This window comes from Limosilactobacillus gorillae, from assembly GCF_001293735.1.
Classification (GTDB): Bacteria; Bacillota; Bacilli; order Lactobacillales; family Lactobacillaceae; genus Limosilactobacillus; species Limosilactobacillus gorillae.
Genome location: NZ_BCAH01000010.1, coordinates 1 through 22,665, shown reverse-complemented (window position 1 = coordinate 22,665; position 22,665 = coordinate 1). Strand labels below are relative to the sequence as shown.

The 22,665-nt window shown below is 47.9% G+C and carries 20 protein-coding genes and 1 pseudogene; 8 read left to right on the top strand and 13 right to left on the bottom strand.

Going from position 1 to position 22,665, the window contains the following annotated elements; all coding sequences use genetic code 11:
- Positions 1 to 4 precede the first annotated feature (4 nt).
- From AOQ57_RS01705 to AOQ57_RS01695, 3 genes are all read left to right on the top strand, one after another.
- Positions 5 to 1,432, top strand: coding sequence for an o-succinylbenzoate--CoA ligase (locus AOQ57_RS01705; protein WP_093624596.1), 1,428 nt, complete (start codon positions 5 to 7; stop codon positions 1,430 to 1,432).
- A 33-nt stretch (positions 1,433 to 1,465) separates the two neighbouring features.
- Positions 1,466 to 2,650: an MFS transporter gene (locus tag AOQ57_RS01700; protein WP_093624594.1), complete on the top strand. Its 1,185-nt coding sequence runs from the start codon at positions 1,466 to 1,468 to the stop codon at positions 2,648 to 2,650.
- A 164-nt stretch (positions 2,651 to 2,814) separates the two neighbouring features.
- Positions 2,815 to 3,885 (top strand): NAD(P)-dependent alcohol dehydrogenase, encoded by a 1,071-nt coding sequence (locus AOQ57_RS01695; RefSeq protein WP_093624592.1) that lies wholly within the window; start codon positions 2,815 to 2,817, stop codon positions 3,883 to 3,885.
- A gap of 118 nt (positions 3,886 to 4,003) precedes the next feature.
- On the opposite strand, the gene AOQ57_RS01690 is transcribed toward AOQ57_RS01695, so the two are convergent.
- Positions 4,004 to 5,167: a trans-sulfuration enzyme family protein gene (locus AOQ57_RS01690; protein WP_093624590.1), complete on the bottom strand. Its 1,164-nt coding sequence runs from the start codon at positions 5,165 to 5,167 to the stop codon at positions 4,004 to 4,006.
- 18 nt (positions 5,168 to 5,185) lie between these two features.
- The gene (locus tag AOQ57_RS01685) at positions 5,186 to 6,097 is read right to left on the bottom strand and encodes a PLP-dependent cysteine synthase family protein (RefSeq protein WP_093624588.1); all 912 of its coding nucleotides are present in this window, start codon (positions 6,095 to 6,097) and stop codon (positions 5,186 to 5,188) included.
- A 336-nt stretch (positions 6,098 to 6,433) separates the two neighbouring features.
- On the opposite strand from AOQ57_RS01685, the gene AOQ57_RS08380 reads away from it, so the two are divergent.
- Positions 6,434 to 6,757 carry an ACT domain-containing protein gene (locus AOQ57_RS08380; RefSeq protein WP_093624586.1) on the top strand — a complete coding sequence of 108 codons (324 nt, stop codon included), beginning with the start codon at positions 6,434 to 6,436 and terminating at the stop codon, positions 6,755 to 6,757.
- Between the two features lie 17 nt (positions 6,758 to 6,774).
- On the opposite strand, the gene AOQ57_RS01675 is transcribed toward AOQ57_RS08380, so the two are convergent.
- Positions 6,775 to 7,137, bottom strand: a complete 363-nt coding sequence (locus tag AOQ57_RS01675) for a PH domain-containing protein (protein WP_093624584.1) — start codon at positions 7,135 to 7,137, stop codon at positions 6,775 to 6,777.
- Positions 7,138 to 7,182: 45 nt separating this feature from the next.
- Positions 7,183 to 8,100 (bottom strand): EamA family transporter, encoded by a 918-nt coding sequence (locus AOQ57_RS01670; RefSeq protein WP_093624582.1) that lies wholly within the window; start codon positions 8,098 to 8,100, stop codon positions 7,183 to 7,185.
- 424 nt (positions 8,101 to 8,524) lie between these two features.
- Here AOQ57_RS01670 and AOQ57_RS01665 point away from each other — a divergent pair, with 424 nt between their 5' ends.
- A complete protein-coding gene (locus AOQ57_RS01665) occupies positions 8,525 to 9,313 on the top strand; it encodes a glucose-1-dehydrogenase (protein WP_093624580.1) in 789 nt (262 codons plus the stop codon).
- Positions 9,314 to 9,464: 151 nt separating this feature from the next.
- On the opposite strand, the gene AOQ57_RS01660 is transcribed toward AOQ57_RS01665, so the two are convergent.
- The gene (locus AOQ57_RS01660) at positions 9,465 to 11,333 is read right to left on the bottom strand and encodes a flavocytochrome c (RefSeq protein ID WP_093624578.1); all 1,869 of its coding nucleotides are present in this window, start codon (positions 11,331 to 11,333) and stop codon (positions 9,465 to 9,467) included.
- A gap of 215 nt (positions 11,334 to 11,548) precedes the next feature.
- Between AOQ57_RS01660 and AOQ57_RS01655 the strand changes: the two genes are divergently transcribed.
- The 3 genes from AOQ57_RS01655 (at position 11,549) to AOQ57_RS01645 (ending at position 14,788) form a co-directional block, all read left to right on the top strand.
- A complete protein-coding gene (locus tag AOQ57_RS01655) occupies positions 11,549 to 12,406 on the top strand; it encodes a patatin-like phospholipase family protein (RefSeq protein WP_093624576.1) in 858 nt (285 codons plus the stop codon).
- A 94-nt stretch (positions 12,407 to 12,500) separates the two neighbouring features.
- A complete protein-coding gene (locus AOQ57_RS01650) occupies positions 12,501 to 13,673 on the top strand; it encodes an acetyl-CoA C-acetyltransferase (protein ID WP_093624574.1) in 1,173 nt (390 codons plus the stop codon).
- Between the two features lie 11 nt (positions 13,674 to 13,684).
- Positions 13,685 to 14,788: an AI-2E family transporter gene (locus tag AOQ57_RS01645; protein ID WP_093624573.1), complete on the top strand. Its 1,104-nt coding sequence runs from the start codon at positions 13,685 to 13,687 to the stop codon at positions 14,786 to 14,788.
- Positions 14,789 to 14,875: 87 nt separating this feature from the next.
- Here the strand turns inward: AOQ57_RS01645 and AOQ57_RS01640 are convergent, their stop codons facing one another.
- The 8 genes and pseudogenes from AOQ57_RS01640 to AOQ57_RS01610 all read right to left on the bottom strand — a co-directional run.
- Positions 14,876 to 15,373, bottom strand: coding sequence for a phosphatidylglycerophosphatase A family protein (locus tag AOQ57_RS01640; protein WP_093624571.1), 498 nt, complete (start codon positions 15,371 to 15,373; stop codon positions 14,876 to 14,878).
- A gap of 12 nt (positions 15,374 to 15,385) precedes the next feature.
- The gene (locus AOQ57_RS01635) at positions 15,386 to 16,438 is read right to left on the bottom strand and encodes a serine hydrolase domain-containing protein (RefSeq protein ID WP_093624569.1); all 1,053 of its coding nucleotides are present in this window, start codon (positions 16,436 to 16,438) and stop codon (positions 15,386 to 15,388) included.
- Positions 16,435 to 17,640 carry a hypothetical protein gene (locus AOQ57_RS01630; RefSeq protein ID WP_093624566.1) on the bottom strand — a complete coding sequence of 402 codons (1,206 nt, stop codon included), beginning with the start codon at positions 17,638 to 17,640 and terminating at the stop codon, positions 16,435 to 16,437. Before AOQ57_RS01630 ends, AOQ57_RS01635 begins: the two co-directional genes overlap by 4 nt.
- A gap of 19 nt (positions 17,641 to 17,659) precedes the next feature.
- A complete protein-coding gene (locus AOQ57_RS08235; protein ID WP_167336622.1) occupies positions 17,660 to 17,836 on the bottom strand; it encodes a hypothetical protein in 177 nt (58 codons plus the stop codon).
- Between the two features lie 6 nt (positions 17,837 to 17,842).
- On the bottom strand, positions 17,843 to 18,700 hold the full coding sequence (locus AOQ57_RS01625; RefSeq protein WP_093624564.1) for an alpha/beta hydrolase: 858 nt from the start codon (positions 18,698 to 18,700) through the stop codon (positions 17,843 to 17,845).
- A 162-nt stretch (positions 18,701 to 18,862) separates the two neighbouring features.
- On the bottom strand, positions 18,863 to 21,211 hold the full coding sequence (locus AOQ57_RS01620) for an Aq_aa27 family P-loop NTPase (protein WP_093624561.1): 2,349 nt from the start codon (positions 21,209 to 21,211) through the stop codon (positions 18,863 to 18,865).
- A gap of 303 nt (positions 21,212 to 21,514) precedes the next feature.
- Complete coding sequence (locus tag AOQ57_RS01615; protein ID WP_093624559.1) at positions 21,515 to 22,378, bottom strand: DNA/RNA non-specific endonuclease; 864 nt, start codon at positions 22,376 to 22,378, stop codon at positions 21,515 to 21,517.
- A gap of 78 nt (positions 22,379 to 22,456) precedes the next feature.
- Positions 22,457 to 22,665, bottom strand: a pseudogene (locus AOQ57_RS01610) (C69 family dipeptidase); the annotation flags it as partial.

Here is a 22,665-nt window from a genome sequence, read left to right as displayed (position 1 = left end):
AACCATGGAAACTATCAATTGGCTTTTAAAACAGGCCGCCCTCAATCCCAACCGGATAGCGGTCGATGACGGCATCACCCATTATACCTTTAAGCAACTGATTAGGCCGGTCAAAAGCCGGGCTGAAAAGTTGACGAGCTTAACCGTTAAAACCCGGGTCGGACTCATGACTACTAATTCGATGGATGGTTATCTAGTTGCCCTGGCAATAATGGCGACCGGTAAGACGATCGTCTGGTTAAACTGGCGCTTAGCCCCTGAGGAGCTTAGCCGCCAGGTTGATGATGCCGGGTTAGATCTTATTCTCATTGATGATCAACTGGCAAACCACTATCATGGCCGTCACCGGTGCTTATTTTCAGAACTAACTAAAATAAATTCCCCGGTAGGTCAGTTCAAAAAAACTATTGACCTAACCGACGTAGCTTCCATCATGTACACTTCTGGAACGACGGGCCAGCCTAAGGGAGTCTTACAAACTTACGGCAACCACCTGGCTTCAGCCATCTCCTCGTCTTTGAACCTGGGGACCTTACCTAATGACCGCTGGCTATGCGTGGCACCGATCTTTCATATTTCGGGCTTCTCAATTATTATGCGGGGGTTGATTTATGGGGTGGGCGTTCGCCTGGTTAACCATTTCGATGCTCCAACGGTCAATCATATCTTAGAAACCGAGCCAATCACCATCATCTCTGTCGTTCCTTACATGTTAAAGAAGATGCTTCAAGACGTGCAAGAAGGTAATCGCCACTATTCACCGTCTTTTCGGCTGATCCTTTTGGGCGGCGGAACGATCGATCGCCTAACGCTAACTGCCTGCCAACAAAGTGGTCTGCCGGTGGTTCAATGCTATGGGATGACGGAGACTTGTTCACAGTTTGTTGCCTTGTCAACCGAGGAGGCTCCCTATCGAATTGGGTCAGTCGGCAAGCCCCTCTTTACCACCCAACTCAGGTTAGTTGGCAACCAAAACGAAATCGAGATCAAAACCCCAGCCCTAACTCCTGGGTACTTAAACCAGCCCGCTAAATTTGCTGCCAAATTCGATGATGGCTGGTACCGGACCGGTGATATCGGTCACCTTGATGATGATGGCTTCCTGTACATCGACGGACGACTAGATGAAATGATCATCTCCGGGGGCGAGAACATCTTTCCCGTCGAGGTCGAAAATGTCCTCCGTCGCTACCCAGAAATTAACGATGTTGCGGTAATCGGGCGTTCTGATCACCAATGGGGAACCGTTCCGGTTGCCGTGGTTGTCAGCAACTCTCCCGTTGACTTCCGCAAGCTGGAAGCATTTGGCCGTTCACACTTGGCCCACTATAAGGTGCCAAGGGAGTACCGGCAAGTTACCGTTCTTCCTAAAAACGCAAGTGGCAAGGTCCAAAAGTTCCGACTCAAGGAGCTGTTTGCACCATCTAATTAATAACTAAAGAAAGTTGAATTAAACCTAATAACCATGAATTCAAATAATACACCTCGGCTTAAGGCATTAGCTTCCTTTGTCATTTTGTACCTCGGCTACATGTTGCTTTTTGCCGATCGGACGGTCCTAAACCTGTCTCTGGCGTCGATCGGCAAGGACTTTGCAGTTAGTCCGGCTGCCTTGGGAGCCGCAAGTTCGGCCTTCTTCTTGGGTTATACCCTGATGCAAATTCCCGGTGGCTGGCTTACTGACCGCTTCAGCTCCTACAAGGTGGTTATCGTTACTTTAGCCCTCTGGTCAATTATGACCGTCTTTACTGGCTTCGCCTGGTCTTTAGCAGCTTTACTAGTAATTCGTTTCCTTTTCGGCGTGGCAGAAGGTCCTTATCCCTCAGCAGCCATGAAGCAAGTTGCTCAAGACTTTCCAGAAAGCAAGCGTCCCCAGCTGACAGCCGCTTTAATTTCTTCTAATTATGCTGGGGCCGCCTTAGCACCGGTAATTATTGTCCCAATTATTGCCGCTACGGGATGGCGTTCCTCGTTTATCTGGTTAGGGACGTTTGGGATTGTCTTGATGGTGATCTACCTGTTCTTCAAACAGCACGGAGCACACCAAGTGACGTTGCAAACGCGTCCGCAAATTAATTGGAAGGAAATTGACCCGCGTGTCTGGGCCTTCGTGGTAATCGGCCTGGCCTTGAACATCATCACCAAAGGGCTTGAAACCTGGATGCCAGTCTATTTTCTAACTGCCCGCCACATTAACCTAGCTAATTTAGCCTGGTTAGTGCCCCTGCCAACAATTGCGGGAGGAATTGCCGCCTTAATTTCTGGCCTCGTAATGGTGCATGTCTTTAAGAATCACGAACGGCTGATGATCATTATAGCCTCATTCTTAACCGTTTTGACCATGTATGGCCTCTATAAGTGCACGAGTATCGCCTGGCTGGTGACCTTTCAGATGGCCACCTACTTCGTGAAGTCACTGGCCTTCACCGGGATCTTCTCCTATGCTTCCCAGCTCTTCTCCCAAAAAACGTATGGGTCTCAAATTGGGATCATCAACTTTGGTGGGCAGCTAGGGGGCTTTGTCGGTCCCCTTCTGATTGGGTGGATTGTCCAACTCAGTGGCTCATATGACGCGGCTTTCTTAGGCTTGGTCATCGCCGCCTTAATTGCTGGAATTGCCTCCCTATTATTACGAAATTCAAATAATTAACCGTGCAGCGCCCTGACGATATGCTTTTTCAACGTCGGGGCGCTCTTTTTAATAATATGAGAATGCTTTCTTCAAAATTCCTTAAGCTCCCTTCTAATTACTTTTGTTATATTTAGATCGTGTTACAATGAGCACAATTAAACAAGAAAGGTGGTAGTCATTGTATGAAAGGTTTTGCAATGCTTGGCCCAAACAAGACGGGCTTTATTGAAAAGGAAGATCCAAAGGTTGGTAGCCGCGATGCGCTGGTTCGGCCACTAGCCGTTGCCCCGTGCACCTCCGATATTCATACGGTTTTCGAAGATGCCCTCGGACCGCGAGAGAATATGATCTTAGGTCACGAAGCCTGTGGGGTTGTAGTTGAAGTCGGCTCTGATGTTAAGGACTTTAAGCCGGGCGACCGGGTCTTAGTCCCAGCCATCACGCCAAACTGGTCTGATGTATATTCCCAAGCAGGGTATGCCACTGACTCTGATGGAATGCTGGGCGGCTGGAAGTTCTCCAACATCAAGGATGGGGTCTTTGCTACCCGCTTCCACGTTAACGATGCCGATGGGAACTTAGCTCACCTACCAGACGAAATCGACCCTGCTGAAGCTTGCATGCTTTCGGACATGATTCCAACTGGTTTGCACGCTTCGGAAATGGCCGGTGTAACCTTTGGGGACTCTGTGGCTGTAATCGGGATTGGCCCGGTCGGTCTGATGGCTTTACGGGGGGCTGTTCTCCACGGGGCTGGGCGCGTCTTTGCGGTTGGTTCTCGGGCTAAGACGGTGGAAGTCGCTCAAAAGTACGGGGCTACTGACATCGTTGATTATCATAACGGCCGAATTTCCGATCAGATCCTGGCTGCAACTGACAACCAAGGGGTTGATAAGGTCCTGATTGCCGGTGGGAACGCTAAGGATACCTTTGAAGAAGCCGTTCGGATGCTCAAGCCGGGTGGCTCAATTGGGAACGTTAACTACCTGAACGGTCACGATGACGTGGTCTTCAACGCCGGTGACTGGGGCGTGGGTATGGGCCACAAGACCATTCATGGTGGTTTGATGCCGGGTGGCCGTCTGCGGATGGAAAAGCTAGCCGCCTTAGTGGTTAATGGGCGGATCGACCCTTCCCTGATGATTACTCACCGCTTCGAAGGTTTTGACAGGATCCCGGATGCTATCGAATTAATGCACCACAAGCCAGCTGACTTAATCAAGCCAGTAGTTATTTGTAATGATATCGACTAAGTTGGCTAAGGGTACTATAACAAAAAATTTGTAAACTTCCTTTAATGCTAATGAAGCCTAGTAGTTCGTGGAAAATGAACTACTAGGCTTCATTTCTTTTTAGGAAGTAGCAACGAAATTACAGCTTTCTATTTCCTCCCTCTTCTAGTTGATCTAAGGCTTGTTTTAAATCCTCCAATAGGTCTTCTTCATCTTCAATCCCAACGGATAAGCGGATTAGCTCGTCTTTAATCCCATTCGCCAGGCGAACCTCCCGTGGGATTGAACCGTGCGTCATTACTGATGGAACTTCAATCAAGCTTTCAATGCCGCCCAGGCTCTCGGCCAGTGTAATTATCTGCAGGCTTTCGACAAACTTCTTAGCTGATAACCCTTCCTGAAGCTCAAAGGAAACCATTGCCCCAAAGTTATCCATTTGTTTTTTAGCAATTTGATGGCCTGAGAAATCCGATAAGCCGGGATATAATACCCGGGCCACCCGCGGATCTTGTTCTAACAAGTTGATTATGGCCGCTGTATTGGCATGGTGGACCCGCATCCGAGCCCCTAGTGTTTTAATCCCCCGCTGCAAAAGCCAAGAATCATCAGGCCCCAGTACAGCCCCAATCGAATTTTGGATAAAGGCCAACCGTTTGGCAATTCCCTGATCGCTAGTAACGGCAATTCCCCCAACAACGTCGGAGTGGCCTCCTAAGTACTTAGTGGCGGAGTGAACGACGATATCCGCTCCTAGGGTTAACGGGCGTTGGTTATAGGGGGTAGCAAAGGTGTTATCGATGATCACCTTTAAACCGTGCGCCTTGGTAACTTCTGCAATGGCCTGGATGTCTGAGACCTCTAAAAGCGGGTTCGTTGGTGTTTCAAGGTAAACCGCAACTGTGTTATCTTGAATCGCCCCTTCAATGGCGCTAAGGTCTCGGGTGTCAACGACCGTGAATTCAAGCCCAAACCGCTTTAGAACCTTATTGATCAAGCGGAAGGTTCCCCCATACACGTCCTTACCAACGATAAAGTGGTCACCACTGGAGTAGAGGGAGAAGACAGCATGGATGGCGGCCGATCCGGAGGCAAAGGCGAAGCCAGCAACTCCTTCTTCTAATTGAGCCATCATTAGCTCTAGTGAAGCTCGGGTTGGATTCCCCGTACGGGCGTACTCCCATTTGGGGTTACCACCCAGGGTATGCTGGTGGAAGGTCGATGAACGATAAATTGGCGTAGAAACCGCGCCAGTGTACGGATCCTCACTAATACCGCCGTGAATCAGTTGGGTGTTAATTCTCATGATGAAATCTCCTTAATCTTAATCGTAAATATTTTCGCTTAGGTACCGTTCACTTGAATCAGGAAAAATGGTGACAATGTTAGCACCAACCGGTAGTTTTTCAGCTACCTTGAGACTAGCGGCCAGAGCGGCTCCCGCCGATGAACCAATCAAGAGCCCCAGGTCTTTAGCCGCCCGTTTAACCCAGCCAAAGGCCACCTCATCCGGGATCGTTTGTACCTCATCAATTCGAACGTCTTTAAAGAAGGGCGGTACCTGTTCAACTCCAATCCCCTCCGTTCGATGTGGCCCCTTAGGTTGGTTATCCAAAATGGAGCCACGGGGCTGAACAGCCACTGTGTAAGTGTTTAAGGAGACGCTTTGGATAGCTTTAGCCGTTCCGACAAGGGTCCCACCGGTTCCCGCTCCCGCTACGAAGGCATCAATCGGTCGGCCGTCTAAGTCACTGATGATCTCCGGACCCAGGCTGTGTTCGTAGGCATGCGGATTATCAAAGTTTGTAAATTGGTTAGGAACGTAGGCGTCCTCAATTCTTTCGGCAATTTGAAGCGCCCTCTTAGTTGCCCCAGCCATTGCATCTTCATCTGGGGTGTTGATCACCGTTGCTCCCAACGCCTTCATTAGGGCTTGCTTTTCAAAGCTAAAGTGTTTGGGGACGACCAAGATGGTTTTTAAATGGTGCTTGGTAGCCGCCAGCGCAACCCCAATCCCGGTATTACCAGCGGTTGGCTCAATAATGGTGGTTGTCTCTTTGATTAGCCCCTTCGCAATCCCGTCTTCGATCAGAGTCATTCCCAGCCGGTCCTTGATCGAGCCCCCTGGATTATACATCTCGAGCTTAGCGAAGATATGGCTTTCGTTGGGAACCTCAATTGGTATTTCTAACAATGGGGTATGCCCAATTAATTGATATACATTTTGAACTAGCATTATCGTCTTCCTTTCGGATTCTAGGAACAAAAAAAGCGCCGATTCACAATGAATCAGCGCCAATTACACTTACCCCGGATTAAGCCTATTCCCGTTGGAGGGAACACCAAAAAGTGGAGTTCACGTATAATTGACGCGCTCCACAACAACATGCTTGCTTAGTGTATAAGTTCTTCATGTGGATTCCCTCCCTTCAAAGTGCTTTAACTATAACCAGTTACTTTTTGTCTGTCAACCACTAAGAATGATTTTTATGCCGAACGTTTGCGGTATTGATTACAATTTAGTTCGGTTAATCGTTTCGTTAGAGAAAATTAATCCTATGAGGTGAATAAGATGAAAGCGATTGTGACAACAGTTGGTCAGGATCGGGTCGGCATCATTGCCGGGGTAAGCCATTACCTTGCCAAGGCTTCAATTAATATCTTGGATGTTTCCAAAACAATCATGAATGGCTACTTCACAATGATGATGGTTGGCGTCCCGGAAGACCGTGATTTCACTGTTGAGAAGATTCAAGAAATAATTCGGATAATTGCCGACGAAAATCTCAACGTTCGCACAATCACTATAGGTATCTCCCTGCTTGATTGCATTGATAGTGACAGCGACCGGATCTGTCAAAAGATCTACAGTAAAAAACCGGTATTTCAGCTCTAGGCTAAATACCGTTTTTTTTATGCTTGCTCTTTCATGTGGTTCCGCACATGTTTGATGATTGATTGACCATCAGTAACCCCTAAAATAAGACGGCTATATTTTTCATTTATTAATGTTATGATGATAATCTCATCCGAACGTTTAACATTATAAAAGGTTCGTTGTCCATCACGATAGAAAGATCCGGCATAATAATGGCCAGGGATGCTGGTCCCCGGCATGCGAATTCCCTTACGCTCGTTAAAAGCGGTTGAATCCATCTTGACCCCAGTAACATGTTCCCACGGGACCATCAGCGAGCCTTTTAGCGCCCAGAGCTTCCCAAGCCCCCGTGGTTTAATCATTAGCCCCTGCTCAGTGATCGTGATCTGATTTCGCATCCAGTTGTATCTCACTTATCCTTATCGATTACCAAAGGCGATCCATCAGCTGTTTTGACGATGAAAAAGTTTTGATAGCCGATTTAGCGGTAGCGATTGAATTAGTGTACACATGATAATTAAAATCGAGCCCCAGATCCCGGCCATCGTTAGCCGAGTCCCTAAAAAGCAAACCGCTAAAAGAGTCGCCACCAGAGGCTCAAAGGCCGATAACATCCCAGTAACAGCGGGAGAAATGTAATTAATACTGCTTAAAAACAGGGTGTAGGAAAGGATCGTCCCAAATAAGACAATGTAAACAACGGTTCCCCAGTCAAAGGCTGTCAAGCGTGGCAAGGGTGTCATAATCAAAAGGGGGCTTAGGCAGACCCCTCCGATTAGCATCCCTAGCCCACACACCGTCAAGGTGTCATAACGAGTTAGTAATCCCTGGGGCAGTACCGTATAAATGGCAGCTGCTAAAGCACACATTAACCCCCAAAACAATGCCACCGGCGTCAAGGTTAGGGAATCAATCCGTCCCCCAGTCACCAAAAAGAAAGTCCCGATTAGAGCCAAGGCGATGGAAAAGACGTCCAAGCGCCGGGGCCAGGATTGATTCTTAAAGGCGAACCAAATAATGATCAGAACTGGTTGCAGATACTGGATCACAGTTGCCGTCGAGGCATTACTGGTTTGAATTGCTAGTAGGTAGGTCAGCTGTGAGCTAAGCATTCCCAAAAAAGCAAACGCAATCAAGAGTCCCAAGTCTCGTTTGGTGGTCAAGAGCCGCTTGACTTGGGCTCGATCCTTGATTAACGCGATGGCGGTCATGATTAAGCCTCCCATCAATAACCGCACCGCTACCAGCCAGGTTGCTGAAACCAGGGCACTAGCGAAAAGTAGCTGGGCTCCGGCCCCTGAACCGCCCCACAAGGATGCACCACAGATTGCTAGTAGGATCCCCTTGCTAGATTTTGTCATTCAATCGCCTTCCCTCATTTAATAAAATAAATCATATCTAAATATAGCAGTGCTGTTGGCCTGGGGCAAGGTTACTAGTTAATTTAGAAAGGTAATTCTGAATGATCATTAAATAATATGGTTGAGTAAAGACAGCAGAGTCTCAGGTCTCGTAACCATGTGATATAATAACCCACAAAATATTAAGGGTGGTGAAGGCATAGATACTATTGATAAATATAGTGACAGTAGCAATGCATAAATTCTATTAGTGATAATAATACCACTAACTCAATTTTTTTGTAACGCTTAAAAGAATCCTCCTACACTATAAAGTAGAATCTCCACATAAAACAATTCTTATAGTTATCGTTTTGGTGTAAATGCATTAACTGGTAGTAAAATCCAAAAAATGGTCAATAAATCACAGAGGAGAATATTTAATATGGTATACGAAGATTTAAAACAAAAAGTTGCGGTTATAACGGGCGGTTCCAAGGGTATTGGAAATGCAATCGCCGAACGATATGGTAAAGAAGGTATGAGCGTTGTCATTAACTATAATTCTGACCAGCAAGGTGCGGAGCAAGTGGTTACAAAGATTATCGCTACGGGCGGTCAAGCAATTGCAGTCCAAGCTGATGTTTCAACTGAAGCGGGCGTTCAAAAGTTAGTTGATACGGCAGTGAAACAATATGATCACCTGGATGTTTGGGTCAATAATGCCGGTATGGAAAATCAACATCCTACCACTGAATTATCACTTAAAGATTGGCAACGGGTCATTGATGTTAATTTAACTGGGGTGTTCTTAGGCTCAAAAGCTGCGCTGAACTACTTCACCTCCCATAATAAGAAGGGTAACATTATTAATATGTCCTCTGTTCACGAACAGATTCCATGGCCAACATTTGCTCACTATGCAGCAAGTAAAGGCGGTGTAAAATTATTCAGCCAGACGATTGCAATGGAATATGCCGCTCGTAATATCCGGGTCAATGCAATTGGGCCAGGTGCAATTAATACACCGATCAATGCTGAGAAATTTACAGACCCAGAACAACTAAAAACAACGACTAGCATGATCCCGATGCAACGAATTGGTGACCCAAAAGAAGTTGCGGCAGCTGCGGCTTGGTTGGCTTCTGATGAATCAAGTTATGTCACCGGTATTACCTTATTCGTTGATGGTGGTATGACACTTTATCCCGCGTTCCAAGATGGACGTGGTTAAGTCTATTTGGTAATTTTTTAAGTTTAGAATGATATTGATTGGATATACTCATTTGATATCATTCCTCTATATATACAAAATATACAAAAATACCCCAGAATCATTAGATTGACGTCTGATAATTCTGGGGTATTTCAGTATCTAGAAGGCCCTATTTACTTTCTTCGTTAGCAGTATCAGCAGCGATTCGGCCGAAGGTAAAGATATCAGTTAGTGAATTACCGCCAAGCCGGTTACCAGCGTGCAGACCTCCTGCGTTTTCCCCGGCGGCATACAGCCCCCTGATCACCCGGCCATTTTTATCCAGGACGTGGGCGGATTCATCAATCGCCAGACCACCCATCGTGTGGTGAATGGCTGGCTTACGAGGGGTTGCGTAAAAGGGCGACTTTTCACATTTAAGGTGGAAGGCGCTCTTGTGGAACTCGGGGTCATCCCCCGCCACCACATAGGAATTGTACTTAGCAATCGTTTCAACAAGGGTCGTAGGATTCATTCCAACCTGTTTGGCAAGATCTTCCAGCGTGTCTGCTCGATACAAGGTCCCGGCTGCAACCTGGGCTTCAATTGACTCAGGTGTTGTATTATAAGCCGTCTCCTTGATTTGATCATCGGCAATTAGGTAGAAGAGGCTTCCCTGAGCAATTGCTGCTGCCGCTAAGGTGTCACGCTCAGCAAATTCATTGACGAAGCGTTTCCCCTCTTGATTAACCATGATAAAGTTCTCTGGCGGCGTCTGAAGGCCGGTGAACAGTTCTCCCGTGTTTGGGTCAGAAACGGGCATTAACTGGATGAAGCCCATCCCAGTCAACTGGGCCCCTGCTTCCTGCCCCAGTTTAATCCCGTCACCAGTAATGGCTGGGGAGTTGGTAGTAGCAATATCATCGTCAATGTGTTTCCAGTAGGTGTTGTACTTTTGAACCATCGGTGTGTTAGCCCCAAATCCCCCGGCTGTTAAGAAGACGGCAGGGGCATGAACAATTACCTGGGTCCCGTCAGCTTTTTGGGCCCTTACCCCTACAACATTACCGTTTTCAACTAGCAGGTGGGTAGCTTTGGTTTCAGTCAGGATCGTGCCCCCGTGCCCTTTGACCCAGTCGCCCAGGACATGAATGAAGGCATAGCCCATTGGTTCAACTGGCTTATGTCCCCGCCGCCAGAGTGCCCCGACCGGCATGGTGACGTCCGTTCGATCGAATTTAACGCCCAGGTCAGTCAACCACTTGACAGAATCAAGGGCGTTGTTAACCAAGGTTGTGACCAGTTTATACTGACCGTGAATTTCTTGGCCGTTCAGATCCGTCCGTTTACCACCCAAGTAGGTTTGAATCTCATGAAGTAAGACTGAGTCAAAGAGGTACTTGGCTCCAGAGTTGATGTAGTCTTTAATTTGGGCCTGTAACTTCTTAAAGTCAGCTTGGTATTCGGAATCAATCTGATCAATTGGAAGGTCAGCTAATTTTTTCAAGGTCGCTTCTTCACCGGTTAACCGGGCAAAGCCCATTTGCCATTCGGGCTCAGCAGCGTTCATTGGTCCCCCGGCCCGAGTAGTGTTCCCCCCTATTTGTGGGAATTTTTCTAAGACGATAACTTGTTTACCATGCTGAATGCTTCGGGTGGCGGCTGCTAGTCCAGCACCTCCGGCCCCAACAATTACCGCATCGGTGGTGTATTCTTCTTGTTGAGAAGTAGTGCGAGCCCGTTCTTCATCCGACGATTTCGGCTTAGCCCGCTTTTTCCATTCCGTGGCATCCCCACCGGCCAGGTTAATTGCTTCAGCAACCCCGTCGACAACGCCCCTGGATGAAATAGTGGCCCCAGCAACGGTATCAACGTTCAGGGTCTGCCCCTTAACAATCTGGTTTGGCAAACGCTTAAAAACTTCATCAGCAATCCCATTGGTTTCCCCACTGGCGTCAACTTGAATATCCTTAATCTGGTCCGTGGTTAAGGTGACTGTCATTGGCATAAAGGAAGTCCCGTGGCCGTGTGCTTTTACCCGATAAGTTCCTGGTTTCATCTCTTGTTCTCCTTTGTAAAGCCTTTCTTGATTTAGGGTTGATTATAACGCTTTCAATCCCCCGGCGCTAAGTGATTAACCCTGCCCGGGGACCTCTTTACCAGAAAAAGGCAATCCATCAATTAGATTTACTAATTAAATGAAAGTCGCTACTTATGTAAAGACTAATTTTGATGCTATAATGCAAGATAGTTTATCTAATGGAGGGATTTAAGATGCTATATAACGCTGCCTTAGTATTAGAAGGTGGAGCAATGCGCGGCCAGTATTCGACCGGAGTCACCGATACCTTTTTAAAGCACCACATTGAATTTAAATCGGTCATTGGGGTCTCGGCCGGGGCCCTTTGTGGTGCCAACTTCGTGTCTAAACAATACGGACGGATGGTTGACGTTAACACTCACTACCGCCACGATCGCGACTACATCTCTCCTTTACGCCTATTAAAGCGTGAAGAGATCTTAAACCTGGACTTCCTATTTGAAGATCACGGCTGGGACTGGAACAACTTTGACGAACGGGCTTACCGCCGTTCGGCCTCGGACTTTACGATCGTGGCCACCGCCCTTGAATCTGGCAAGGCGGTCACCTTCACTAACCCCACCGGACAGGAGCTGATCGATGCCTTGAAGGCCTCTTCTTCAATGCCCTTCGTTTCCGAACCCCAAGAAACCGTTGCCGGTAAATGTCTGGATGGGGGCGTTGCCGATTCAATCCCCTTTGACGTTGCCCAGTCCCAAGGATTTGATAAAATCGTCGTGGTTCGGACCCGGTCAAGCGATTACCAAAAGAAACCCACTAGCCGGGTCCTCACCGAAATGTATCGTCACACCTTCAAGGATTACCCGGCCTTTGCTGAAGTAGGGATCGCCCGGCCTGAAGCCTATAACCAGCAAGTGGCTGACCTTAAGGAACTGGAGCAAGCCGGGCAAGTTTACGTAATTGCCCCCACCAAGCCAATTAAAGTTAAGCGCCTGGAAGGCAATGTCAAGAAGATTCGTCAGTTATACGAACAGGGGCAGGCCCAAGCAGAAGAAATCTTACCCCAGGTAATTAGTTACCTGGAAAGCTAATTGAAACCGGGGGAGTGATCAAAGTAGTCACCCCTCCTTCTTTTAGTTACAATATATAGGTATGTTAATATTGAGCAAATGAGGGTTGATAAGTATGGAAAAAGTCGTTTTCGTTGGAGCTGCACGGACACCGATTGGAAAGCTCGGTGGTTCCCTAGCCACTATGACCGCGGCTCAGTTAGGAACAGTTGCCATTCAAGCCGCCTTAAACCGCGCTAAGGTAGCTCCTAGTCAGGTTGATGAAGTTTACCTCGGTTGTGCCATTCAAGCCGGCCAGGGGCAAAATGTCGCACGCCAGGCTAGTGTTAACGCTGGCTTACCCGTCACCGTTCCCGCCACCACCGTTAACGTTATGTGTGGGTCGGGGATGCATGCCGTCAACTTAGCGGCCAAACTGATTGCAATGGGTGATGCCGAGGTGATGGTTGCCGGAGGAACGGAAAGCATGTCTTCGGCCCCCTACTTGGTTCCTAAGGGGCGCTTTGGCTACAAATACGGTAACGCCGAATTGGTCGATTCACTGTATAAAGATGGCTTGGAAGACGCCTTTTATCACTACCCAATGGGGTGTACAGCTGAAAATCTAGTTGAGAAATACCAAGTTACCCGGCAGGAACTCGACCACTTTGCCATGCAGAGTCAGGTCCGGGCTCGAACTGCCCAGAACGCGGGCCGTTTTAAAGACGAGATTGTACCAGTTACCGTCAAGGGACGTAAGCATACCGTCGAAGTCACCGCGGACGAGGCCATTCGTGACACCTCACTAGAAAAGTTGGCCACCCTCAAGCCAGTCTTTAAGGAGGACGGAGACGTTACCGCTGGTAATTCATCCGGATTAAATGACGGCGCCGCTGCTTTAATCCTAATGAGCGAACGGCGGGCCTTAGCCGAGGGTAAGGAGATCCTTGGCTACTGGCAGGGCGGAACCTTGGCCGGGGTGGAACCGTCCATCATGGGAATTGGTCCCCTAGCAGCCACCCAAAAGCTCTTGAGTAAGACCCAGCTAAGCCCTAAAGAATTGGACCTGGTTGAAATTAACGAAGCCTTTGCGGCCCAGGCGATCGTGTGCGAACACGAACTAGGCCTTGATGAAGCTAAGGTCAACGTCAATGGTGGGGCCATTGCCTTGGGCCACCCGCTCGGCGACTCAGGCGCACGAATCTTAGTCACCCTCCTCTATCAAATGCGCCGCCAGAATGCTAAGCGGGGACTAGCGACCCTTTGCATTGGTGGTGGAATGGGTGCAGCCACTCTAATCTACCGTTAAGGAGAATTATCATGAAAAAATGGCTCACAAACCTTCCATATCTTTCACTCATAGGTGCGTTCTTTGTTTGTTACCTCGTGATTACTTACTGGCCAAACGTGGCCCGCTTCTTAGGGACCATCTTTTCAGCCTCCTTACCCCTTCTGATTGGGTGTGTGATTGCTTACATCGTAAACCTCTTAATGGTACGCTATGAATCCCTATACCGGCGGACATTTAAGGGACCCCGGGCACTCAAATTTACCCGGGTGGTCGCTATTTGTCTAGCTTACCTTTCAATCTTAGTGGTCATTGGTCTTGTCTCAAGTATTGTTGCTCCTCAGCTAATTGCCTGCCTGAAACTCCTTTTCTCCGGGCAAAGTAAGGCAATTCCCCAGTTTATTCACTGGCTTGAAAATGAGAGCTACTTTAAGAGCCTGTGGCAACAAGTTGACTTGAGCAAGGTTAACTGGTCTAAGGTTCAAAGTTACGTTTTAAACGGGGCTAGCGGAACTCTAACCACAGTAATGTCAACGACTGGTAAGGTTGTCTCAGCCCTAACAACTACTGCGGTGGCAATCTTCTTTTCAATTTACGTCCTGCTCTTTAAGGACCGGTTAGCCCACCAGTTTAAGCTCCTGGTAACCACTTACTTGCCTAAGCAGGCTGAGAGAATTCAACGAGTCCTAACGGTCTTTGACCAGTCCTTTTCCAGCTACATCGTTGGTCAGGTTAAGGATGCCGTTGTGCTAGGGTGTTCATGCACCATTTTGATGCTGATTTTCCAACTCCCCTATGCCCCAATGATCGGGGCCGTGACGGCCGTTGCCGCCCTAATTCCAATTATTGGGGCTATAATGGGAGCCAGCATTGGGGTAATTGTGATCTTTGCGGTTTCCCCAATTAAAGCCCTGATCTTCCTGGTAATGATCATCTGCCTCCAGGAATTTGACAACCGGATTACCTACCCGCTAATCGTCGGTAAGTCCATTGGTCTCCCCAGTGTCTGGGTCTTCGTTGCCGTCATGGTTGGGGGTGGGGTCTCCGGGATCTTCGGGATGATGTTTACTGTTCCTCTGTTTGCTGCCTTTTACCAGCTCCTAAAAACCGACGTTGCCAACCGGCAAATCAAATAATGGTTATTAAATAAGCCCCCGCTACAAAGCGGGGGCTTATTTAATACTGTAATGGTGACGTTTGAATAGAATGTAATCCCCTAACCCTTAGGCGTACTTATGGGCGAGCTTACCGCAGAGGGCAGCAACGATGGCACCTAAGAGGTCATCGATAAAGGTATTAACGTGTTCATTATCGCTATCGTATTGTTTAATGATGCCATATTTTAAGCGATCTAGGTAGCCAAAGTTAGTCACCCCGATTGTGCCATATATATTGGCAGTTTGAAGGGCGAGGGCTTCGTCAACCCCAAAGACACCGGCGTCATTTTTAATGATTGATAAGAGGGGTTCTTTAATTTGCCCCTCCTCGGCAAGCCGGTCTAATTCCAGAGCCACCATGGCGTTATTGAGTAATTCACGCTTGTGTAAGACGTTAATCAGCTCTTGGTAGCATTCATCTTTTGAAATGGCGGGCTCAAATTTGTGTTGTAAATCATAAGCGATCTCGCTTAAGCGGTGTAGATCAACCCCCCGCTCCGCCAGCCGTTTAACAACGAAATCAAAGGCGGCAGTGTCTGGGTAACGAAAGTCATGGTTGAGCATTTAAACATCCCCTTAGTCAAGTTCTTGCGCTTGCTTACTGTAGTAATAGCGATTGAGCTGGGTTCGGATATTCTTAGCGGTTCCCAGGTTCACGTTATTAGTGAAAAAGATCATCCGTCGCTTCGTTGAAAGGTCCCCCGATGCAATTGCGGAGTAACCAGCGTAGCCCCCATTAGCGTGAAAGGTATTACCACTAAAATAGACTCCCCCGAAATAGGTGACGGTTTTTTCGTCCGCATGCCGATGGAGCCAGTTACTTGCTGCTGGGTCATCCATCAGGTGGCTAACCAGCTGCCAATACCCCCTTGGTGTGGCGAGGTAGTTTCCGGCCCCAAAGGTGGCTGACATTGCTCGGCGTAGCCCCGTCCAGGAGGCCGTCGGTAAAAGGCTCTTACTGATTTGGTTAGCCGTAAGCGCGGTGAAGGGTTTGATCTCGGTAATCCCCCAGGGCTTAAGAATTTGCTCCCTTACAAAGTGATCGTAACTTTGCCCACTAGCTTTTGAAACGATCGATGCTAGTAAAACATAATCGATATTGGAGTAATTCCAACTAGTTTTCCCGCTGGAGGCAAAATGTTTCAGTGAATAGGCAACCTGTTCTTGTTGGGACATCAAAACCCGCGGGGCAATTGTCTGGGTATCAGAAAGTCCTGAGGTGTGACTCATCAGGTTCCCAATTGTGATTTCCTTAGCATGGGGAATCTGGGGGTAAAAGCGGGCTAGGGTCGTGTTGGTCGACAACTTCCCTTCCTTAACTAAAGTGTAAACCGCCAAGCCCGTCAGAAGCTTTTGCAAGGAGGCCGTCGGGAAGTAGCGCTCTAACGATACTAAACGCCGACTATTTTTACCAACTAGTTCGTTTTCAATTACCGTTGGGCGGTCACCGCTCCCAATCAAAATAATTCCGTTGATGTGATTAGACTTTAAAACGTCCTTTAAGGTTAATTGGAGCCGCTTAGTGGTCGATATTACTTCCGGAGCGTGTATAACCCGGGGACGAATCCCGGTAAGTCCAATTCCCGCAAGTAGGCCAAGAGCCGTTCCGATAAGCCATCTGCTTTTCAAAGATTGTCTTCCTCCCAGCTTGATTTAGCATCCTCTTTATTGAGTTGTAGTAATTGGTCGATCATCGTTAGGCGTTCACGGGGCGAGAGATTTCTTAAGAAGTCATAAAAAGCATCCGGAAATTTTTTCATCAAATCAATAAATTCCTGGGTCGTCTTATCAGGCTGCCCCTGTAGGTGCTTATAGCCTAGATTTAAGTCAACGTTTAGTTCTTCTCCCCAGTAGTCAGCAATCACAACTTGAATCGCCCGTATTAAAATACGGCTGTCCTTGACGGAGATCATTTTGGCTGACTGCATGTACATGATCAAGTAGCGAAGCGCCACCAAAATCGGTTTTGGATCGGTATCTTCTGGTGAAAGGGCCTCCCACTGCAGGAGAAAATCAGTTGGCGAGGTCAAGTCGTCAATGATGCTCATCGGACAGTGTTGCGTTAGGTAATCATTTAAAAATTGATCCAGTGAGTCCTTGATCCGCTGGGTCTCACTTTTATCAGTGGTCGTGAAAGAATCAAGCCAAACCATTAAGTCACTGATTAGCTCGGTATTAATCCCCACTAACTGATCGTAAACTTCCTGATCGGCCCTCAAAGAGGCATCCAAAGGGTTTGCTAGTTGCACATCGTTATCAAGGGCTTGCCAGCGTTTAATCAAGCGGTTCTCTTTATTTTTAGTGGTAATTGGAATCCGAACCTGATTAACCACCCGGTCGGTAAAATTAATCATTGGGGTTTCTTGACGGCCAAACCGTTCTTGATCGGCTAGAGTAACGGATTCAATTGCCAAGCCCACCAAGAGATCGTTTTTCTCGTAACCTTCAAGTTCTTCAGGAGTTAGTTGCTCAAATGAGCTGATGTAGTAACGAAAAGCCCGTTCGAGCAAAAAATCAGTACTGCTGTTACGGAAGGTCACCTTTCCAGTGGTAATCGTTTCTGCGTAGCGCTTAGTCTTGTCAGGATTAATTGCCAGCTGATAACACATTTGCTTGACTACTTGGGCCAGGACCTTTTCGACGCTCACCCGCAAGAATTCGGTCCCCGGGATGATAGCTGGCATCAAGGTGAGATGGTTAACAGCGAGGATCATGGGGATATCGTTGATCGTAATCGGCCGAATTGACCAGTCGCTTAAGCTTATGGGACTGGGTTCCTCTGTTTCAGACAGTTGAATGCCATCTAGGAGCACGTTAGATGCATATAGCATATTGTTCTCTCTTCCTTTATTAATTTTGATGGTCGGGACCGGCTTCTCTAATCAGTCCCTCTTTGACCAGTTCCTTGGCGGTTTTGCTTATGGATTGGCCCCTTCGATCAGCAAGGTCTTTTAACTGACGGTACAACGCCATTTCATTTTCGCCCTTCCACAACAATCCAGTAACTTGATGAAGCTCTTTTTTCACGATTAACTAGTCCTTTCCCCAAATGACATGTTCAATTCGCCTGATGATCTTCACGTGCTGGTGAAGCTCGGTGTGTGAAGTGTTGACAAAAATGTGTTGATGGTACTTAACGTGTTTGTGTTTAATCAGGGTCTTCAACATTAGCGACTGTATTTGAGGAACCTCCCCGTCCGTCGTTGACTTTCCCTCATCGCTCCCCATCCAGTTGTAAAAGACAAGCCCCTTCGGCAAACTAGCTTCCTTAACTTCTTTTAACATGGTCTTAAACATTCGGTCGTGGGACTTTTTAAACAGCCAGGCCGTGTACTTAGTGTTGGTTCCAAACGATTCATCAACTGGGACACCCAAAAAGACCACCTTTTGCAAGGCAATTTCTTTTTGGAGGGTTTTAGAACCAATGTAGGCGTGCAAAAGCTCCGTCCCTCCGTATGAATGGGCGATTACGTTTAACCGATCAACATGGTATTTAGTTGCTAGTACCCGTAGAACCTGGGTTAATTCCCGTACCTGGGGCTGGTAGGTCGTGGAATAATTCCAGTCGTAGAGGACTTGAATTAACGGATTTTGCTTACCTTTGATATTACCGGAAACCTGGACGTTTCCGGTTGGTGCCACCCGAACCACCATTGCGTTAGTAGCAACGTTGTGGTCCTGGTAGTAGTTAATTAATTTAGTATACGTCCACGTATTCCCACCCCATCCAGGGATTAGGAGGGTTGGTGTGTTGGAATACCTAATCGATGGGTTGGTCGCCGTAATTGCTTTACTCGGCGTTCCCCGGAGCAGGTAAAGCTGAATGCCTACCAATGCAACAATAATAACCGCGCAAATGATTACTACACGGCGTAAAACCTTCTTGAGCATGGTTACCGCCCCTTCTCTTCCTTGACCATCATACCCTTTTTTCTAACAGAGCGCTAGTTAGATTATGTGTGCACAAGGCCGCGGTTTGATAAAGGCCCCTAGCAAAGTGCTAGGGGCCTTTATCCTGCATTATTCTGCTTTTGTGAGGCTGTTGGGAAGTCTTTAACCAAACAGGCGCGCCCAAAAACCGCGCTTCTTCGGCTTATTAACCTGTCCCTGTTCAATGGCACTTGGAACCTGTTGACTTTCGTTAACCTCAAAGTTTTCGTGAACGGTTACCCCCGCCGGAACCGCCATGTGCGGATTGTGAATTCCTAACCAATTGTAGAAGGCATCGGCCTTAAGTTCAACAAATTTACCAGTTTTCCCGTTGATTCCGTCCACGCAGATCTCAATTGGAAGGGAGCTACGGTATTCTTCAACCGCATCCTGGGTAAACCCATTGAAGGAATTGAGTTTGGAGATGTCAAACAGTAAGCTGTTGTTTTCCTTACGGTAGACAAAGTCACTTTCCTGGGTTAAGTAAAGCTTAGCCCATCGGTTCCGCGAACTTTCGCGGAAGTCGTCAAAGATTCCGTCGTTAAAGTAATCTGGCAGTGGCTGGTTTACCATTTGATAGTATTCCCTGAAAATTTGGCGTGGCATGGCCAAAAAGTCAAGTAACCCGCTCTCCTTGTTGTAGGTCCGCCACGGCGTCTGGTCGTCTTCTAAGAGGTTCGCCATCCGGACCACAAAGTCCTTAAACAGGGTGTTATTCAAGATCTTACGGACGTTGTAGATGTACTTTGTGGCTGCCGATTTTTGCTGAGCATCGATAACCTTGTCCAGCTGCAGGTAATAGGTCCGCCGTGCTGTTTCCCGCGCCATCGAAAAGCCCCCGTTGTAGTTGGTGGTTCCAATCAACGGTGCAATTGGCTTTGGACTATTAACCAGTTGATTCATTGTGTCCACCACCAGGTGGCGACTATACTGTGGCTGTTGGAAGAAGTAAGGTTCAATTTCGTCGATTAAAACCGGGTAACTGGAGCCTTGCTTCATGTAGGCTTCCAAGGCCTGGACCGTTTTGGCCTTACGTTGGGGCGCCTCCGTATCATAAATCGTTCCAAAGTCAATCATCGAATTGGATGTGTTCCAGGTTAACTGATTAATAATCCGCAATAAGGTTGACTTTCCGGATCCGGCCGTGGCTCCCAGGATCAAGAAGTTCGGCACGTCGTTACCATCCTCGGGATTAAGGCTGGCCTTGGTTCGAATTTCCCATAAGAATGGAGCAGTAAAGCCGTACAGAATCGCCTCAAAGAAGCGGCGCCCATATTCAGGAGTGTAATCAACCACGAACTTGGCATAGCCTTGAATAACTGCGTCAATCTGGTGAAGTCCCTCCCGGATCTCTGAAACAGTAGCAAGCTTACCAAATGGTAGCGGGTAGGAGCCGGTGTCGTTAGGTGTGTACAGTCCAGTCGTATTGCGAGCGATGTTTCGTTCCAGTGGCCGGTCATACAAGAAGGTAGTGTATTTCTTTTCAACCGCCAGGTCCTCAGGGGTGACCGCCTGTTCAAAGGCCTCCACAACCCGTTTATTGATCTGGGCCCGTTCCCGCAACTTCGGGTGGGCTGCTCGTGGGGAGACGGCCTCCTTTTCTAATTTGAGGATCATCTCACGCTGTTCAAGTGTCCGCTGGGCCTCATCTTTTTCGACGGCATAGTTAACCGTTACGTTTCGGAGCCCCAGTGGTAATTCTGGGTCAACCAGGTCGCGGTCAATTTGGTGTTGAATATCATTAACTAGGAGGTTGGTCAATTCAATCTGGGCGATCCGATCGGTTTCCTCGTTTGAAAGGATCACCACCTGGCTGGCATCGGCCTCCTTATCCTTTTTGAGAGCCTTAAGTTGCTTTTCAGCCGCGTTGAGTAACTCGTTGGTGAAATATGGTTGCATCACCGGCAGCATGTCGACTTTGAAGTGATTATTAAGGCTGTCATAAAGGGCGTTATTATCAAAAATAATTACCTCTTCATAGCGGTTGTGAGCCGGATCAAAGGAATCCTCCGTTAAGTTAACCGAGCCCAGCACCACCCGGGTTTGGCTGGTTGTTGGATTACTCAGCAGGTAGAAGCGGGAATGAACGGCCTGCGTTGGCGAAATATCGAGCTTTAACAGGCCGGCAACCGCGTTTAACTGCATTTGACTTGTTAAGGCGTGAAAGAGTTTTGCAGGTTCCTTATTGGCAGCGTTCAACATTGCTGTTGCTAAAGCGTCCTTAGTAATTGTTTCTGTAGCCGTGTAGTCGTTAGCCGTTTGCAGAGCACCCAGACCAATTTCGACCTTCACGAATTCTGGCAGGTAGGTGTTAATAAAGCTGGGGGTTACTGCCCCGGTCATGGCGATCAGCTGGGTATATTTTCCCGGATCAAAAATCTCCTTGATCCCCATTTCAGCCGGCTGGCCGTCGTGGAGAACGTAAATTTTATGAAGATCGCGCGGTTGGGTGGTCTTCTTGGAGCTTGTCATCAAATAAACCTTCTTTATTGTTTGATTAAACCGCAGGATCATTTTCTCATTTTTCACATGGTCCCGTGGCTGCCTTTGTTGCTAAGTAAGTAATAAATCACCATTAAAATGGTGCCGCTTTCAAGGGCGGACCAATGAACATCTGGGTTCATCTTAGTCACATGATAATTTTATCTTACCACAAGACATGTTCACTCGCTTGCCTAGATTGTGATTTTCTCATATTTAACCAGCAACGCCCTTAGTAATTTCCTGGAGGATAAAAAAACTCCCGATAGGCCAAGTGGCTATCGGGAGTTTTTGCTACTGGTAGCTAACAGCCCCAGTGCTGTAGTTAATGGTGATGTTATTTTGAACGTTAGGAACAAAGACGTTGAACTGAAGGCTACCATCCTTAGACTTAGCCTCAATGTGGGCGCCGGATGGAACCAGATTATTGCCATCGTAAATGTCTGTCACCCGGTAACGAACCTGCTTACCCTGGTCCAGGGCTTTACGGACCAGCCCCTCGTAGTAGTTTTGCCCGGTTGAATCCGCCGAGCGAGCCTCATTCGCCCAAGCAGTCTGGGTGGCAATATTCTTTGGGTTGGATTCCGAAGCATTAAAACCAGATATTCCCCCCACTAGGGCATACCCTAAGAGGTGCCCGCGATCGTATGCATGGGATGGCCCATTCTTGAGGTTAGTTGCCTGCAAGAAGCCGGCTGGCTTCCAATTGGTAGCACCATTACCAGTTTCAGAACGGTTCCTGTATTGGCGCGTTGTTTTATTTAACCAGGCATCCCCCTGCCATGCCCGTCCCTGACTATCCAAACGGTCAACGGCGTAAGGGGCACTGTTGATCTTAGCATTAAGGTTGGTCTTGTTATCATTGATAATGAAGGCCCCTGCCCCGTTCCAGACAATCGAGTTACCCAGCTGTTCTTTGACAGCCGGGGTTAAAACAGACTCCGCCTTTTGCTGGCTGGGGGTGATCATCGAACTCGACTGGCTCGACGAGGAGCGCCTGTGCATCCAGGAGTTAACCCTAGCCGCAAGGGTCTGGGCGTTCGGAGTCGTATTTGTCGTTGTATCAGCCTTGCCCGGGATCCCGGAGGCCAAGGCAAAGAGGACGGCAAAGGCCACTAGCCAGCGCCAGCCCCTCTTCATTTTGTGTCGGCGTTTCATTAATATTCTCCTTTTCAATCGAGTAATTATAAACTCAATTATATTATACCGAATTGAACGCCCGTTCGCTACCCGCCGCTAAAATTGGAGCCGTTCCTTTAAAAAGGCCTCCTTGACGAAGTCACCAAGGAGCTTAGTGGCTTCTGCCATTGCCATGTCAGCCATCCGTTCGTTGGCCTCGGTTAAAAGCATAGAGAGCTCATCGCCACTTGCTTTAATAGTATCTGTTTGGGCCTGGAGCATCCGTCCGTAAGCCATTACCTTTTCCTCAAAGGCCGCGGCCTTTG

What these genes read in the sequence shown, in the direction of transcription:
- AOQ57_RS01705 (WP_093624596.1), top strand. Translation starts at nt 5, where the DNA reads ATGGAAACTATCAATTGGCTTTTAAAACAGGCCGCCCTCAATCCCAAC.
- AOQ57_RS01700 (WP_093624594.1), top strand. Translation starts at nt 1,466, where the DNA reads ATGAATTCAAATAATACACCTCGGCTTAAGGCATTAGCTTCCTTTGTC.
- AOQ57_RS01695 (WP_093624592.1), top strand. Translation starts at nt 2,815, where the DNA reads ATGAAAGGTTTTGCAATGCTTGGCCCAAACAAGACGGGCTTTATTGAA.
- AOQ57_RS01690 (WP_093624590.1), bottom strand. Translation starts at nt 5,167, where the DNA reads ATGAGAATTAACACCCAACTGATTCACGGCGGTATTAGTGAGGATCCG.
- AOQ57_RS01685 (WP_093624588.1), bottom strand. Translation starts at nt 6,097, where the DNA reads ATGCTAGTTCAAAATGTATATCAATTAATTGGGCATACCCCATTGTTA.
- AOQ57_RS08380 (WP_093624586.1), top strand. Translation starts at nt 6,434, where the DNA reads ATGAAAGCGATTGTGACAACAGTTGGTCAGGATCGGGTCGGCATCATT.
- AOQ57_RS01675 (WP_093624584.1), bottom strand. Translation starts at nt 7,137, where the DNA reads ATGCGAAATCAGATCACGATCACTGAGCAGGGGCTAATGATTAAACCA.
- AOQ57_RS01670 (WP_093624582.1), bottom strand. Translation starts at nt 8,100, where the DNA reads ATGACAAAATCTAGCAAGGGGATCCTACTAGCAATCTGTGGTGCATCC.
- AOQ57_RS01665 (WP_093624580.1), top strand. Translation starts at nt 8,525, where the DNA reads ATGGTATACGAAGATTTAAAACAAAAAGTTGCGGTTATAACGGGCGGT.
- AOQ57_RS01660 (WP_093624578.1), bottom strand. Translation starts at nt 11,333, where the DNA reads ATGAAACCAGGAACTTATCGGGTAAAAGCACACGGCCACGGGACTTCC.
- AOQ57_RS01655 (WP_093624576.1), top strand. Translation starts at nt 11,549, where the DNA reads ATGCTATATAACGCTGCCTTAGTATTAGAAGGTGGAGCAATGCGCGGC.
- AOQ57_RS01650 (WP_093624574.1), top strand. Translation starts at nt 12,501, where the DNA reads ATGGAAAAAGTCGTTTTCGTTGGAGCTGCACGGACACCGATTGGAAAG.
- AOQ57_RS01645 (WP_093624573.1), top strand. Translation starts at nt 13,685, where the DNA reads ATGAAAAAATGGCTCACAAACCTTCCATATCTTTCACTCATAGGTGCG.
- AOQ57_RS01640 (WP_093624571.1), bottom strand. Translation starts at nt 15,373, where the DNA reads ATGCTCAACCATGACTTTCGTTACCCAGACACTGCCGCCTTTGATTTC.
- AOQ57_RS01630 (WP_093624566.1), bottom strand. Translation starts at nt 17,640, where the DNA reads ATGCTATATGCATCTAACGTGCTCCTAGATGGCATTCAACTGTCTGAA.
- AOQ57_RS01625 (WP_093624564.1), bottom strand. Translation starts at nt 18,700, where the DNA reads ATGCTCAAGAAGGTTTTACGCCGTGTAGTAATCATTTGCGCGGTTATT.
- AOQ57_RS01620 (WP_093624561.1), bottom strand. Translation starts at nt 21,211, where the DNA reads ATGACAAGCTCCAAGAAGACCACCCAACCGCGCGATCTTCATAAAATT.
- AOQ57_RS01615 (WP_093624559.1), bottom strand. Translation starts at nt 22,378, where the DNA reads ATGAAACGCCGACACAAAATGAAGAGGGGCTGGCGCTGGCTAGTGGCC.